General features: G+C 69.3%; 14 protein-coding genes and 1 tRNA gene. 9 read left to right on the forward strand and 6 right to left on the reverse strand.

The features are described from left to right. Position 1: 1 nt before the first annotated feature. Genes PGN14_RS11110 through PGN14_RS11120 form a run of 3 tightly spaced genes read right to left on the reverse strand, consistent with a single transcriptional unit; the run spans position 2 to position 2,865 of the window. Complete coding sequence (locus PGN14_RS11110; RefSeq protein WP_335299577.1) at positions 2 to 430, reverse strand: GxxExxY protein; 429 nt, start codon at positions 428 to 430, stop codon at positions 2 to 4. 40 nt (positions 431 to 470) lie between these two features. Further along, a complete protein-coding gene (gene fabD / locus PGN14_RS11115) occupies positions 471 to 1,430 on the reverse strand; it encodes an ACP S-malonyltransferase (RefSeq protein WP_335299578.1) in 960 nt (319 codons plus the stop codon). A gap of 55 nt (positions 1,431 to 1,485) precedes the next feature. Beyond that, positions 1,486 to 2,865, reverse strand: coding sequence for a hypothetical protein (locus tag PGN14_RS11120; RefSeq protein ID WP_335299579.1), 1,380 nt, complete (start codon positions 2,863 to 2,865; stop codon positions 1,486 to 1,488). Between the two features lie 194 nt (positions 2,866 to 3,059). On the opposite strand from PGN14_RS11120, the gene rpsF reads away from it, so the two are divergent. From rpsF to rplI, 3 genes are read left to right on the forward strand one after another with little or no spacing between them, the layout of a single operon-like run. Continuing rightward, entirely contained in the window at positions 3,060 to 3,491 is a 432-nt protein-coding gene (gene rpsF / locus PGN14_RS11125; RefSeq protein WP_335299580.1) for a 30S ribosomal protein S6, read from the forward strand. After that, complete coding sequence (gene rpsR, locus PGN14_RS11130; RefSeq protein WP_007403456.1) at positions 3,491 to 3,715, forward strand: 30S ribosomal protein S18; 225 nt, start codon at positions 3,491 to 3,493, stop codon at positions 3,713 to 3,715. The genes rpsF and rpsR overlap by 1 nt, the downstream gene beginning before the upstream one ends. Positions 3,716 to 3,727: 12 nt before the next feature. Next, positions 3,728 to 4,321: a 50S ribosomal protein L9 gene (rplI, locus tag PGN14_RS11135; protein WP_335299581.1), complete on the forward strand. Its 594-nt coding sequence runs from the start codon at positions 3,728 to 3,730 to the stop codon at positions 4,319 to 4,321. Positions 4,322 to 4,474: 153 nt separating this feature from the next. Here rplI and PGN14_RS11140 read toward each other — a convergent pair whose 3' ends face one another. From PGN14_RS11140 to mutL, 3 genes are read right to left on the reverse strand one after another with little or no spacing between them, the layout of a single operon-like run. After that, on the reverse strand, positions 4,475 to 4,675 hold the full coding sequence (locus PGN14_RS11140) for a hypothetical protein (RefSeq protein WP_335299582.1): 201 nt from the start codon (positions 4,673 to 4,675) through the stop codon (positions 4,475 to 4,477). 24 nt (positions 4,676 to 4,699) lie between these two features. Beyond that, entirely contained in the window at positions 4,700 to 5,368 is a 669-nt protein-coding gene (locus tag PGN14_RS11145; RefSeq protein WP_335299583.1) for a YoaK family protein, read from the reverse strand. 4 nt (positions 5,369 to 5,372) lie between these two features. Further along, positions 5,373 to 7,187: a DNA mismatch repair endonuclease MutL gene (gene mutL, locus PGN14_RS11150; RefSeq protein ID WP_335299584.1), complete on the reverse strand. Its 1,815-nt coding sequence runs from the start codon at positions 7,185 to 7,187 to the stop codon at positions 5,373 to 5,375. Positions 7,188 to 7,324: 137 nt separating this feature from the next. Between mutL and PGN14_RS11155 the strand changes: the two genes are divergently transcribed. The 6 genes from PGN14_RS11155 (at position 7,325) to PGN14_RS11180 (ending at position 13,223) form a co-directional block, all read left to right on the forward strand. After that, positions 7,325 to 8,365, forward strand: a complete 1,041-nt coding sequence (locus tag PGN14_RS11155) for a rod shape-determining protein (protein ID WP_335299585.1) — start codon at positions 7,325 to 7,327, stop codon at positions 8,363 to 8,365. A gap of 24 nt (positions 8,366 to 8,389) precedes the next feature. After that, a complete protein-coding gene (gene mreC / locus PGN14_RS11160; protein ID WP_335299586.1) occupies positions 8,390 to 9,295 on the forward strand; it encodes a rod shape-determining protein MreC in 906 nt (301 codons plus the stop codon). Beyond that, positions 9,292 to 9,801 carry a rod shape-determining protein MreD gene (locus PGN14_RS11165; protein ID WP_335299587.1) on the forward strand — a complete coding sequence of 170 codons (510 nt, stop codon included), beginning with the start codon at positions 9,292 to 9,294 and terminating at the stop codon, positions 9,799 to 9,801. Before mreC ends, PGN14_RS11165 begins: the two co-directional genes overlap by 4 nt. Beyond that, on the forward strand, positions 9,801 to 11,936 hold the full coding sequence (gene mrdA, locus PGN14_RS11170) for a penicillin-binding protein 2 (protein ID WP_335299588.1): 2,136 nt from the start codon (positions 9,801 to 9,803) through the stop codon (positions 11,934 to 11,936). The genes PGN14_RS11165 and mrdA overlap by 1 nt, the downstream gene beginning before the upstream one ends. Beyond that, positions 11,933 to 13,042: a rod shape-determining protein RodA gene (gene rodA, locus PGN14_RS11175; protein ID WP_335299589.1), complete on the forward strand. Its 1,110-nt coding sequence runs from the start codon at positions 11,933 to 11,935 to the stop codon at positions 13,040 to 13,042. The genes mrdA and rodA overlap by 4 nt, the downstream gene beginning before the upstream one ends. Positions 13,043 to 13,147: 105 nt before the next feature. After that, a tRNA-Lys gene (locus PGN14_RS11180) sits at positions 13,148 to 13,223 on the forward strand. Positions 13,224 to 13,232 lie beyond the last annotated feature (9 nt).

Below are 13,232 nucleotides of genomic sequence, written 5' to 3' on the forward strand. Positions count from 1 at the left end.
GTTAATCTCCCGATATTTTGTTCGCGCAGAGACGCGGAGACGCAGAGGGGTGATGGTCGTTGACGAGCCGTCGTATGCCTTCTTTCAGCGTAGCGCCGCCGAAATTGATGAGGAGGCCGACCGGACGCTTGGTCAACCGCAAGTATGTCAACAGTTGCTTCGCATGAGCGGCCGTTGGCCGCTCGACGGATTTGATCTCGACGATCAGCCGATCGTCGACAAGAAGATCGATGCGGAAAGCGTGATCGAACCTCATTCCTTCGAACTCGATGGCGACGGGCACCTGCGTAGCGACCTTGAGGCCGAGCCGCGCCAGTTTCGCCGCCATTACCGTTTCGTAGACACTTTCCAGCAATCCCGGCCCGAGTTCACGATGCAGGCGGATCGCCAGATCCACCACCTCACCAGAGATCACATCGATATCCCGCATCGCGACCTCTCTGCGCCTCCGCGTCTCTGCGCGAACCCCATCACATCTTCTTCAGCAACGCTTCAATGTCGTCCATCGTCACCACGCTCACCGCCTCGGCGTCCGGCACGATGCGCTTGACCATCGGGGACAGCACCTTGCCGCCGAACTCCACGAACTCGGTCACCCCCGCCGCCGCCATCGCCAGCACCGATTCGCGCCAGCGCACGCGGCCCGTCACCTGCTCCACCAGCAAGCGGCGGATCGTGCCCGGGTCGGCCACCGCCGTCGCATCGACGTTCGCGAACACCGGCACCAGCGGCGCGCGCAGGTCGGCGTCGGCGAGTGCGGCCTCCATCGCGGTCGCGGCGTCCTCCATCAAGGCGCAGTGGAATGGGGCCGACACCGGCAGCAGCACCGCGCGCTTGGCGCCCAGCTCCTTTGCCAGCGCGACCGCGCGCTCCACCGCAATGCGATGGCCGGAGATCACCACCTGCGACGGATCGTTGTCGTTGGCGACGGTGCAGACCAGCTCCGCGCCACCCTCCGCCAGGATCGAATCGACCGCGGCGCCCGCGATCACCTGCGCCTTCTCGACATCGGCGCCCAGCAGCGCGGCCATCGCGCCCTCGCCCACCGGCACCGCGGCCTGCATCGCGCGCCCGCGCAGCTTCAGCAACCGCGCGGTGGTCGACAGGTCCAGCGCCTCGGCCGCGCACAGCGCGCTATATTCGCCCAGCGAATGGCCCGCGACATAATCGGCCTTGTCGGCCAGCGTCACATTGCCCTCGCGCACCAGCACGCGCAGCGTCGCGATCGCATTGGCCATGATCGCGGGCTGCGCATTCTCGGTCAGCGTCAGCTCGTCGGCCGGCCCCTCCGCCATCAGCCGGCGCAAATTCTGGCCCAGCGCCTCGTCGACCTCGCCGAACACCTCGCGCGCGACCGCACTGGCGTCGGCGAGCGCCTGCCCCATGCCGACCGCCTGGCTGCCCTGACCGGGAAAGATGAACGCGCGCATCGAGCCTCTCCTTGCAACGAAGGGCTGCGCTGCTAGGCGCGCGCGCCGGGTGCGGTCAACCGGACGTGCGCACCAGCACCACGTCGGCATTCGGGCGGAACATGCGTCGCGCGATCGCGCCGGGCACCAGCGACTCCAGCCCCAGCGCGCGAACCGCCGCACCCAGCCGCGTCGGCGGCGAGGGATAGCGCGCGACGATCGTACCGCGCGGTGCGGCATCGACCTCCGCGATTACCAGTCCGGTCCTGCCGCTGCGAATGTTGCTGCGCCCCGCGAACTGCATCGATTCGCGCGCGATCAGCACATTGTGGCGGTCCGCCGCGATCGTCTCATGCGGATAAGCGGCCGAGGCGGCGACCAGCGCCTCCATCGTCCAGCGCGGATGGACGTTCGCCGCGCTCAGCAGCAGCAGGTTCGCCGCGACCATCCCTGCCAGCATCAGCGGACCCCAGCGCCGGCGCGCCAGCCACGCCGCGACCACGATCACCGCCGCCAGCGCCGGCAGCGTGAAATAGCGCGGGTTGAGCACCAGCTTGTGCACCAGCACTGCGACCAGCAGGAAGGCGGCGAGCGCCATCGCGCCCAGCACCGTCATTCGCCCCCTCCCCTGCGGCGGGACCGCACGCGCCGCCAGTGCGGCCGGCAGCAGCCAGAAGAGGACACCGAAATCGTCGTTGACCAGCAGCACCAGCAGCGGATCGATCGGCGGCCACAGCAGGACATTCCCCTCCCGGTTGGCCGCGCGATCGATATGCTCGTCATGATGGAAGGCGATGGCATAGCGACGCAGCGGATCGCCGGTCAGCGCATATTGGAACGCCGCCTCCACGCCCAGCACCAGCGCGCAGCCAATGCCCGCCAGCACCAGCGCGCGCCGCGGCACCGGTCGCCCGAGCAGGAACAGCGGCGCGAGCCCGGCGAGCGGCAGCACGCTCGTCTCGCGGCACAGGATCGCGACGCCGAAGCAGGTGCCGCCCGCCAGCGCCATCACGTCACCGCCCCGCGTGAGAAGCAGGATGCCCAGCATCAGCGCACTCGCCTCCAGCAGGTCGACCGAGACGGTGGTGGCATTGCTGACGATCACCGGCAGCGTCGCGGTGAGGATCGCGGCGATCCAGCCCGCCCGCGTGCCCGCCACGCGCCGCGCGAAGACCCCTGTCACCACCACCAACGCGAGGTAGAAGAGCAACGCCGTTGCCGCGAAGGCGGCATAGCCCTTCCCCAGCAGCGCGATCATGCCGGCGAAGGTCAGCGTCAGCGGAAAGCGCGTCGCCCAGTGATTGGCGCCCGCGAACGGCGGATCGACCAGCCAGCGCAGCGCACCGCGATAGTAGAGCGCGTCATCCGACGCGATATAGCCGATCCAGCCGATCGCGAGCGCCGCCAGCGCGGCAGCGATCAGCGCGAGCGGCCAGCCATGACGACGCATCTCCATCGCCTCGCCTTTGCCCGCGCCGCGTTGCGAATTGGTGAGCGCGGCTTGCTTTTCGCCGTCGATTGCGCCAAGGGCACGGCACGCACCGGGCGGGATGGCCATGCCTCCCCGCCCGTTTGCCGTTTGAACGACAGCCGGAGGGGCGTGGCGCATGGGGCGTCCGTCAGCGATCGGCCAACATAGAAGGTACGTGCATGGCTCTGTACGAGCACGTGTTCCTTGCGCGCCAGGATCTGGCACAGGCGCAGGTGGACGCGCTGGCGGAAACCGCCACGAAGATCGTCGCGGATCACGGCGGCAAGGTCGTCAAGACCGAGACCTGGGGTCTGCGTTCGCTGGCCTATCGTATCGCCAAGAACCGCAAGGCGCATTACGTGATGCTCGAAATCGACGCGCCGGGCGACACCGTCGCCGAGCTGGAGCGTCAGACCAGCATCAACGAGGACGTGATCCGCTATATGACCGTCCGCGTCGACGGCCATGAGGCCGGCCCGTCGGTGATGATGCGCAAGCAGGAGCGCGACCGCGAGCGCCGCAGCGACCGCGAGGGCGGCCGTGACGGTGGCCGTGGTGGCGAGCGTGGTGACCGTGGCCCCCGTCGTGACCGTGAAGAGGAGGCCGCATAATGGCGCGTCCGTTTTTCCGCCGCCGCAAGTCGTGCCCGTTCAGCGCCAAGGATGCGCCCCGGATCGACTATAAGGACGTGCGTCTGCTCCAGGGCTTCGTGTCCGAGCGTGGCAAGATCGTCCCGTCGCGCATCACCTCGGTGAGCGCCAAGAAGCAGCGCGAGCTGGCGCAGGCGATCAAGCGCGCCCGCCATCTGGGCCTGCTGCCCTACGTCGTGAAGTAAGGAGAAGAGCAGATGGACGTCATTCTGCTTGAGCGCGTCGAGAAGCTCGGCGGCATCGGCGACGTGGTGAAGGTGAAGGACGGGTTCGCCCGCAACTTCCTGCTGCCGCGCAAGAAGGCGCTGCGCGCCAACGAGGCGAACCGCAAGGTGTTCGAGGCGAACCGCGCCCGTATCGAGAGCGACAACGCCAACCGTCGCGGCGAGGCCGAGAAGGAAGCCGGCTCGTTCAAGGACGCGCAGGTCACGCTGATCCGCCAGTCGTCGAACACCGGCCAGCTGTACGGCTCGGTCGCGGTGCGCGATCTTGTCGAGGCGCTGGTGGCCGATGGTCACAAGGTGACCAAGAGCCAGGTGGTGCTGGACCGTCCGATCAAGGCGATCGGCCTGTACGACGTGCGCGTGCAGCTGCACCCCGAGGTCGCCGTGACCGTCAAGGTCAACGTCGCGCGCTCGCCCGAAGAGGCCGAGATGCAGGCGGCGGGTGTCGATGTCATGCAGCAGGTCTTCGAGGAAGGCCGCGACCAAGGCGGCTTCACCGAGGATTACGATCCCAATGCCGAGCCCGGCGCGACCGCCGAGGCCCAGCCGGAGGACGCGCAGGGCTGACGCCCGCGCGTTTCTAGGGGGAGCAGCGCTCCTCCCTTCGGAACATCAAAAAGGCCCGCCCGGAGCGATCCGGGCGGGCCTTTCCGTTGGGCGCCGCTTTGCGGGGGGTGGGGGCGCGACGCCCGGGGGGCCGTTGAAGTCGTGCCGGAGAGATCAGGGAACGGCGACGCAGGCGCCGACCACGGCGGCGAGCGGCACCAGCGCCAGAACCAACGGGAAAAACTGTTTCATCATGTGGCCCTGCACTGCGTTGTTCGCGTGTCGGGAGGCTGAATGCGCGTCGCGGCGAAAGGTTTCCCGCGGCTGAACGAAGCCCTCGCCGGCCGGTGCGTATCGACGTTCGAATGTCCTCACACCGCCTTTCGCCGTCACCCCGGATTAATCCCCGGGGGGCGGGGACGTGTACGAATCCACCCCGCCGGCCAGCGCGGTGACGATCGCCAGCACCACCGCTCCCGCCGCCGCGACACCGATCGCCGCCGCGCCCATCTGGCGAAACGCGGTCGCCCCGGCCACCGCACCGGTCACCAACCCGCTCCACAGCAGCAGATAGGGCAGCCAGCCAAGGCGCGCCCCGCCCCGCAGCGCGGCGGCGATCCGCTGGCCCAGCTTCACCAGCGTGCCGGTCATATAGGTGACGCCGATGCTGACCTCCCCGTCGCGCTCGAACACCGCATTTTCCGCGCCCATCGCACAGGCCAACGCAACCGCCATCACCACGCGTCCCGCACCGACACCATCGGCCAGCATCGCCAGCACCAGCAGCAGCGCGACCGTCAGCAGGACGGCGGGTGCACGATGCCGCCCCGCGGCATGGCCGATACAGGTGCCCAGGATCACGCCCGCGACGAACGCCGCGATCAGCGCCCCCGCCAGTACGGCGAGCGGACGATCGACCGCCAGCGCCACCGCCAGCCGTGTCGAATTGCCGCTCATGAACGAGACGAACAATCCCCCCAGTCGCAGGAAGCCAATCGCATCGATATAGCCGGCCAGCAGCGACAGGCAGGCGGCGAACAGCCACGATCGCGGACGGTAGCGGATCATGCGATCACCGCCGCCCGAACAATTTCTCGATATCGCCGTGCGCCAGCTTCACCCAGGTGGGGCGGCCGTGGTTGCACTGGCCCGAATGCGACGTCGCCTCCATCTCGCGCAGCAGCGCGTTCATCTCCGCCACCGACAGCACGCGCCCGGCGCGAACCGAGCCATGGCACGCCATAGTGCCCGCGACCGCGTCCAGCCGCTCGCGCAGGCTCAATGCCTCGTCAAAAGCGGCGAGTTCGTCGGCCAGATCGGTGACCAGCCCCCTGGGATCGCCCTGCCCCAGCAATGCGGGCGTGGCGCGCACCAGCATCGCGCGGGCGCCGAACCGCTCCAGCTCCAGCCCGAAGTCGGCCAGTTCGGCGGCACGCGCCTCCAGCCGGTCGCAGGCGGGTTCGTCCAGCTCGACCACCTCGGGCAGCAACAGCGCCTGTGCCGCGACCCGTCCGCCGGTGAGCGCGGCGCGCATCCGTTCCAGCACGAGCCGCTCGTGCGCAGCATGCTGGTCGACCAGCACCAGCCCGTCCTCCGCCTCGGCGACGATATAGGTCTTGGCCACCTGCCCGCGCGCGACGCCCAGCGGGAAGTCGGTGGTGGCGGGCGGCGGCGACCACGCCGGCTCCGCGCGCGCCTGCGGCGGCGGCGCGAAAAAGGTGGGGCGGCGATCGTTCAGTCTAAGCCCCTCCCACTCCGGGGGAGGGGTTGGGGTGGGGCCGTCCGCCGGAGGCAGCGTATCTGGCCTATAACTGCCCCACCCCAACCCCTCCCCTGAAGGGGAGGGGCTAGGTTCGGGTTGCCACAGCGCCATCACGTCCGCCGGTGCCGAATGCGCCACGCGGTGCCCCGCCGCATCCAGCGCCCGTCGCAGCCCCGACACGATCATCCCGCGCACCAGCGCCGGATCGCGGAACCGCACCTCGGTCTTCGCCGGGTGGACGTTCACGTCCACCTCCCCTGCCGGCACGTCGAGGAACAGCGCCACCACCGCATGGCGATCGCGCGGCATCATCTCGGCATAGGCGCCGCGGATCGCGCCGATCAGCAGCCGGTCCTTCACCGGCCGCCCGTTGACGAACAGATATTGGTGATCCGCGACCCCGCGATGGAAGGTCGGCAGCCCCGCCACCCCGCCCAGCACATGCCCGTCGCGCTCCAGGTCGATCGCGACCGAATTCTCCGCCAGCGCGCGATCGGTCAGCGCCGCGACGCGCGCCGGGCGCCCCTCGGCGGCGGACACCGACAGCACGCGGCGCGCGTCATGCTCGACCGAGAAGGCGATGTCGGGACGCGCCATCGCCAGGCGCCGCACCACGTCCATGCAGGCGGCATATTCCGCGCGGGCGGAGCGCAGGAACTTGCGCCGCGCCGGCACGCGCGCGAACAGCCCCTCCACCACCACGCGCGTGCCGGGCGGCAGCGCGGCGGGGCCGTCGCGTTCGACCGTGCCGTTGTCGACCGTGCGCGCCCAGCCTTCCGAACCGCGCGGCCGGCTCTCGATCGTCAACCGCGCGACCGATGCGATCGAGGGCAGCGCCTCGCCGCGGAACCCCAGCGTCTCGACCCGGTCGATATCCTCGTGCGGCAGCTTGGAGGTGGCGTGCCGCTCCAGCGCCAGCGCGATCTCGGGCGGGGCCATGCCGCAGCCGTCGTCGGCCACCTCGATCCGCTCGACCCCGCCCGCCGCCAGTGCGACCGCGATGCGCGTCGCGCCCGAGTCGATCGCATTCTCGACCAGCTCCTTCAACGCGCTGGCCGGTCTTTCCACCACTTCACCGGCAGCGATACGGTTGACCAGATGCGACGGGAGACGGCGTATTGACACAGGGCAGTCCCTAGCCCAATCGGCCCTCTCCCGCGACCCCGCAGATGCCGTGTTTTCCATGACAGCCGCGGGCTGCGCGACAGGTGACCATCGCGCCGGGCACCGTCCGGCGACCAACGCAACGGACCGCACTTCCAATGGTATTCTCGCGCTTGTTCAAGATGACCTCGCACGACATGGCGATCGACCTCGGCACCGCCAACACCGTCGTCTATGTGCGCGGCCGCGGCATCGTGCTGAACGAGCCGTCGGTGGTCGCGGTGGAGACGATCAACGGGCAGAAGCGCGTCAAGGCGGTCGGCGACGACGCGAAGCTGATGATGGGCAAGACGCCGGGCACGATCGAGGCGATCCGCCCGCTGCGCGACGGCGTCATCGCCGACATCGACGTCGCCGAGCAGATGATCAAATATTTCATCGAGAAGGTCCATGGGCGCAGGCGCTTCATGCGCTGGCCGGAGATCGTGATCTGCGTCCCCTCGGGCTCGACCAAGGTGGAGCGCCGCGCGATCCGCGACGCGGCGCAGAATGCGGGCGCCAGCGCGGTGTATCTGATCGAGGAGCCGATGGCCGCCGCGATCGGCGCCGACATGCCCGTCACCGAGCCGATCGGCAGCATGGTGGTGGATATCGGCGGCGGCACGACGGAGGTCGCGGTGCTGTCGCTGCGCGGCCTCGCCTATACCACCTCGGTCCGCGTCGGCGGCGACAAGATGGACGAGGCGATCGTCAGCTACGTCCGCCGCAACCACAATCTGCTGATCGGCGAGGCGACCGCGGAGCGGATCAAGCAGGAGCTGGGCTGTGCCAAGCCGCCGGTCGACGGCATCGGCAAGACCGTCCACATCAAGGGCCGCGACCTCGTCAACGGCGTGCCCAAGGAAATCCAGATCAACCAGGCGCAGATCGCCGAGGCGGTCAGCGAGCCGGTGGCGACGATCGTCGACGGCGTGCGCATCGCGCTGGAGAATACCGCACCGGAACTGGCCGCCGATATCGTCGACCAGGGCATCGTCCTGACGGGCGGCGGCGCATTGTTGCAAGGGCTGGACGAGGTGCTGCGCGACGAAACCGGGCTGCCGGTGACGGTCGCGGACGAGCCGCTGATCTGCGTAGCGATCGGGACCGGGCGCGCGCTGGAGGATCCGATGTTCCGCGCGGTGCTCCAGAACGGATAACCTCCAGGGCGGGAGAAGGCGGCAATGGCGCCGTCGCGGGATCGGCGCCCCGGCTTTTCGCGGCGCGCGCAATATGGGCTGTTCTTCACCTACATCCTCGGCATTGCCGGAGCGGTGGTGGGGGCGGCGCTGCTTGCGCTGTCGACCTTCAACCCCGCCGCCTTCGCGATGGCGCGCGCCGGCGTGGCGGAGGTGACCGCGCCGGTGTCCGCGCTGCTGGGCGCCGGCGTCCGCGCGGTGGCGGGCGTGCCGGAAACGATCGGCTCCTATTTCCATGTCCATGACGAGAACGAGCGGCTACGCGCGCGGCTGGACCGGGCGCATGGCGCGCTGATCGCGGGGCGGCGTGCGCAGATCGAGAATGCGCGGCTGCGTGCGCTGCTGCGGCTGCGCGATCGCCTGCCCGACGTGGTCACCGCCGCGCGGATCGTCAGCACCACCGCATCGAGCACGCGGCGCTACGGACTGCTCAATGCCGGCGCCTGGCAGGGCGTGGCCGAGGGGCAGCCGGTCAGCGGACCGGAGGGACTGATCGGCCGCGTCCTCTACACCGGCCCCAATACCGCGCGCGTCCTGCTCGTCACCGATCCGGAGAGCGTCGTGCCGGTCACGCGCGTGCGCGACGGGCGCCCGGCGCTGGCGGCGGGGCGTGGCGACGGGCTGATCGACATCCGCACGATCGACACCGCCGACGGCAAGTTCCGCCCCGGCGACCTGTTCGTCACGTCGGGTACCGGCGGCATCTTCGTCCCCGGCGTGCCGGTGGCGCGCGTGCTCCAGGCGGGGACGGAGAATGCGCCCGCACGCCCCTTCGCGCGGCCGGACGTGCTGGATGTCGCGATCGTGCATCGCGCGTTCATGCCGCCGGCGCCTCCCGCCCCGGCACCCGTCCCCTCACCCTCCCCCTCGCCCCGCGCCACCGATTCGTGACCCCGCCCCCGCGCCGCCCCTTCCACGAGCCGCTGCCGCCCGGCAGCGCGCGGCTGCTGCCATGGACCAGCGTTATGGCCGGGTCGCTGGTGACGATCCTGCCATGGGGCGGCACGCTGCCGCTGCTGCCGCCGTTCGGCCTGTTGATGATGCTATCGTGGCGGCTGCTGGCGCCGCTGTCGCTGCGCGTCTGGGCGCCCGCGCTATTGGGATTGTTCGACGATCTCGTCTCCGGCCAGCCGGTCGGCAGCGCGATGCTGCTGTGGACGCTCGCCTATTTCCTGGTCGAGGCGATGGATGCGCGGTCGGGCGTGCGCGACTTCGTGCAGAGCTGGGCGATCGCCGCCGTCGCCATCGCCTTGTGCCTGGCGGGCGGGCGGCTGGTGGCGACGCCGCTCGGCGCGCATGTCGATAGCGTGCTATTGCTCCAGATCGTGATCGCCATCCTCATCTTCCCCGCTACCGCGCGCATGGTGGCGTGGATCGACCTGAAGCGGGCGCTCTGATGGCGCGCGCGCCCAAGGTGATGACGCAGGCGACGCAGGCGTACAGCTTCTCGCGCCGCGCCTGGCTGCTCGGCGCGGCGCAGGCCGGTGTCGGCGGGCTGCTGATCGGGCGCATGGGCTGGCTCGCGATCGCGCAGAACGAGCGCTACAGCCTGCTGTCCGAAAGCAATCGCGTGAACATGACGATGATCCCGCCGCGCCGCGGCTGGATCGTCGACCGCCACGGCCAGCCGATCGCGAGCAATCGCACCGATTTCCGCGTCGACGTCATTCCCGACCGGCTGGAGGACAAGGATCGCGTCCTCGCCCATCTGCGCCAGTTGTTGTCGCTGACCGACGAGGACATGGCGCGGATCAACGCGGATCTGGAGAAGGCGGTCGGCTTCCAGCCGGTCGAGATCGCGGAGAATATCGACTGGGACCGGTTCGCCGCGGTGCAGGTGCGCCAGCCCGAATTGCCCGGCGTCGCCCCGACGCGCGGCTTCGCCCGGCTTTACCCGGCAGGCGCGGCGGTGGCGCATCTGACCGGCTATGTCGGCGCGGCGACCGCGGAACAATATAAGAAAACGCGCGATCCGCTCTACGTCACCCCCGGGTTCAAGCTCGGCAAGGACGGGCTGGAAAAGACGATGGAGCCGCTGCTGCGCGGCACCGCGGGCGCCAAGCGCGTCGAGGTGACCGCACGCGGCAAGCTGGTGAAGGAACTCGCCACCCGCCCCGACAAGCCGGGGCGCACGCTTCATTTGACGATCGATGCGGGGTTGCAGGAATATGCCGCGCGCCGGCTGGGCACCAACTCCGGCTCCGCAGTCGTCTTCGACTGCCTGACGGGCGAGATGCTGGCGATGGTCAGCATGCCCGCCTACGACCCCAACAGCTTCTCCGAGGGGATCAGCCACCTCGAATGGAAGATGCTGAGCGCGGACGACCATGTTCCGCTGATGAACAAGGTCACGCAGGGGCTGTATCCCCCTGGTTCGACGGTGAAGCCGATGAACGGCCTCGCGCTGCTCGCCGCGGGCGTCTCGCCGGAGGAGCGCGTGTTCTGCTCGGGCGCGATGCGCGTCGGCACCGGCGTGTTCCACTGCCACAAGCGGCGCGGGCACGGACCGCTCAACCTGAAGCAGGCGATCGAGCAGAGCTGCGATATCTATTTTTACGAGATGGTGCGCCGCGCCGGCTACGACCGGATCGCGCCGGTCGCGCGCGCGCTGGGGCTGGGGCAGAAGTTCGAATTGCCCTTCGCCACCCAGCGCTATGGCACCGTCCCCGACAGCGCGTGGAAGCGGCGCAAGTATCACACCGACTGGACCGTCGCCGATTCGCTCAACGCCTCGATCGGGCAGGGCTATGTGCTCGCCAACCCGCTCCAGCTGGCGGTGATGGCGTCGCGGATCGCATCGGGCCGCGACCTGAAGCCGACCATCCTCCGCGACCTCTACAAGCCGCAGGCGCAGCCGCTGGCGATCGACCCGGAGCATTTCCGCATCATCCGCGAGGCGATGAACGGCGTCGTCAACGGCGGCGGCACCGGCGGCGCGGCGCGGATGCAGATCCCCGGCATCGGCCTGGCCGCCAAGACGGGCACCGCGCAGGTGCGCCGCATCACCATGGCGGAACGGCGCGCGGGGGTGCTGTCCAACGGACAATTGCCGTTCAAGCTGCGCGACCACGCGCTGTTCGTGTGCTTCGCGCCCTATGACAATCCGCGCTATGCCGCGGCGATCGTGCTGGAGCATAACGGCCATACCGTGCGCAACCTCGACACGCCGATGATCGGGCGCGACATCATGACCTATCTGTTCGACCGGGAGCGCGCGCTGAAGAACCTGGCCGAGGTGGAGCCGACCTGGGGCGGCGACATCCGCACCCGCATGACCGCGCAGGAGGCCGCGTTCCGCGCCGCCAACGCCGCCCCGCCGGCGGTTGGCGAGGAGGCGGAGGACAAGCCCGCCACCGACGCTCGCGCGGTCGAGGCCGCGACCGACGCCTCCAACGCCTCGACTGAGGCGATCGCGAGCGACATCGCCAACGGTGCCGGCCCCGCGCGCACCGGCTCCCCGGAGCCTGAGACCGAGGCGGAACGCCGCGCCGCGCCGCTGGATCGCGAAGCCGGCCCGCAGGACCGCCGATGAACGGCATCGTCGTTCCCGCCACGCTCGCACGGCTGCCGTGGCGCGTGCTGCTGCTGGTGCTCGCGATCGGCAGCTTCGGGCTGGTCGTGCTCTATTCCGCCGCAGGCGGCAGCGTGCGCCCCTGGGTGCTGCCGCAGGGCATCCGCTTCGGCGTGTTCCTGGTCGGTTCGGTCGTGCTGTCGCGCGTACCGACCGAGTTCTGGAAGAAATATGCCTTCTGGATCTACGGCTTGTTCCTCGTTCTTCTGGTGCTGGTCGAGATGCTGGGCGCGGTGCGCGGCGGCAGCCAGCGCTGGTTGGGGTTCGGCCCGATCCGCATCCAGCCGTCCGAGATGATGAAGCTGGCGATCGTGCTCGCGATGGCGCGCTTCTACGAGATGCTCCCGGCGGCCGAGACGCGGCGGTTCCAGGCGATCTGGCCGGCGTGCGTGCTGATCGGCCTGCCCGCGGCGTTCGTGATGCTTCAGCCCGATCTCGGCACCGGGTTGATGATCTGCGCGGGCGGCGCGACGGTGATGTTTCTCGCCGGCATCCCGTTGCGCCTCTTCATCGGCGGCGCGGTCGGCGCCGCGCTCGCCATCCCGCTGGCGGTCAATTACGTCCTCCACGATTACCAACGCCATCGCGTGCTGATCTTCATGGACCCGGAAAGCGACCCGCTCGGCACCGGCTATCACATCAGCCAGTCGAAGATCGCGATCGGATCGGGCGGGCTGTTCGGAAAGGGTTTCCTCAACGGCACCCAGAGCCATCTGGACTATCTTCCTGAAGGACATACCGATTTCGTCTTCGCGACGATGGCGGAGGAATGGGGGCTGATGGGGGGCGCGTTCCTGATCATCGCCTTCCTGCTGGTGATCCGCTGGGGCGTGAACGTCGGCGTCCGCGCGGAGGATCGCTTCGCCAAGCTCGCCGCGGCGGGGCTGGCGACGACGATCTTCTTCTACATGGCGATCAACCTGATGATGGTGATGGGGCTGGCCCCTGTCGTCGGCATCCCGCTGCCGCTGGTCAGCTTCGGCGGCTCGGCACAGATGACGGTGCTGATCTCGCTCGGCATCCTGATGGGCATCGACCGCTCCACGGGCAAGCGTCCGCGCTGGTGATGCGAAAAAACGCGATTTAGGTGTTGCCGGGCGCGAAGAGCGTTGCTAGAGGCGCGCTTCCCGACGCGGACGGCTCCTGACGGACCATCCGCTCCCGGAAAAAATGGACGCATAGCTCAGTTGGTAGAGCAGCTGACTCTTAATCAGCGGGTCCTTGGTTCGAGCCCAAGTGCGTCCACCAGTTTCTCCA

Source organism: Sphingomonas adhaesiva, from assembly GCF_036946305.1.
Taxonomy (GTDB): Bacteria; Pseudomonadota; Alphaproteobacteria; order Sphingomonadales; family Sphingomonadaceae; genus Sphingomonas; species Sphingomonas adhaesiva_B.

Coding starts and splice junctions, on each gene's coding strand:
- rpsR (WP_007403456.1), top strand. CDS start 3,491: ATGGCGCGTCCGTTTTTCCGCCGCCGCAAGTCGTGCCCGTTCAGCGCC.
- PGN14_RS11120 (WP_335299579.1), bottom strand. CDS start 2,865: ATGGAGATGCGTCGTCATGGCTGGCCGCTCGCGCTGATCGCTGCCGCG.
- rpsF (WP_335299580.1), top strand. CDS start 3,060: ATGGCTCTGTACGAGCACGTGTTCCTTGCGCGCCAGGATCTGGCACAG.
- rplI (WP_335299581.1), top strand. CDS start 3,728: ATGGACGTCATTCTGCTTGAGCGCGTCGAGAAGCTCGGCGGCATCGGC.
- fabD (WP_335299578.1), bottom strand. CDS start 1,430: ATGCGCGCGTTCATCTTTCCCGGTCAGGGCAGCCAGGCGGTCGGCATG.
- PGN14_RS11155 (WP_335299585.1), top strand. CDS start 7,325: ATGGTATTCTCGCGCTTGTTCAAGATGACCTCGCACGACATGGCGATC.
- PGN14_RS11145 (WP_335299583.1), bottom strand. CDS start 5,368: ATGATCCGCTACCGTCCGCGATCGTGGCTGTTCGCCGCCTGCCTGTCG.
- rodA (WP_335299589.1), top strand. CDS start 11,933: ATGAACGGCATCGTCGTTCCCGCCACGCTCGCACGGCTGCCGTGGCGC.
- PGN14_RS11110 (WP_335299577.1), bottom strand. CDS start 430: ATGCGGGATATCGATGTGATCTCTGGTGAGGTGGTGGATCTGGCGATC.
- mrdA (WP_335299588.1), top strand. CDS start 9,801: ATGGCGCGCGCGCCCAAGGTGATGACGCAGGCGACGCAGGCGTACAGC.
- mreC (WP_335299586.1), top strand. CDS start 8,390: ATGGCGCCGTCGCGGGATCGGCGCCCCGGCTTTTCGCGGCGCGCGCAA.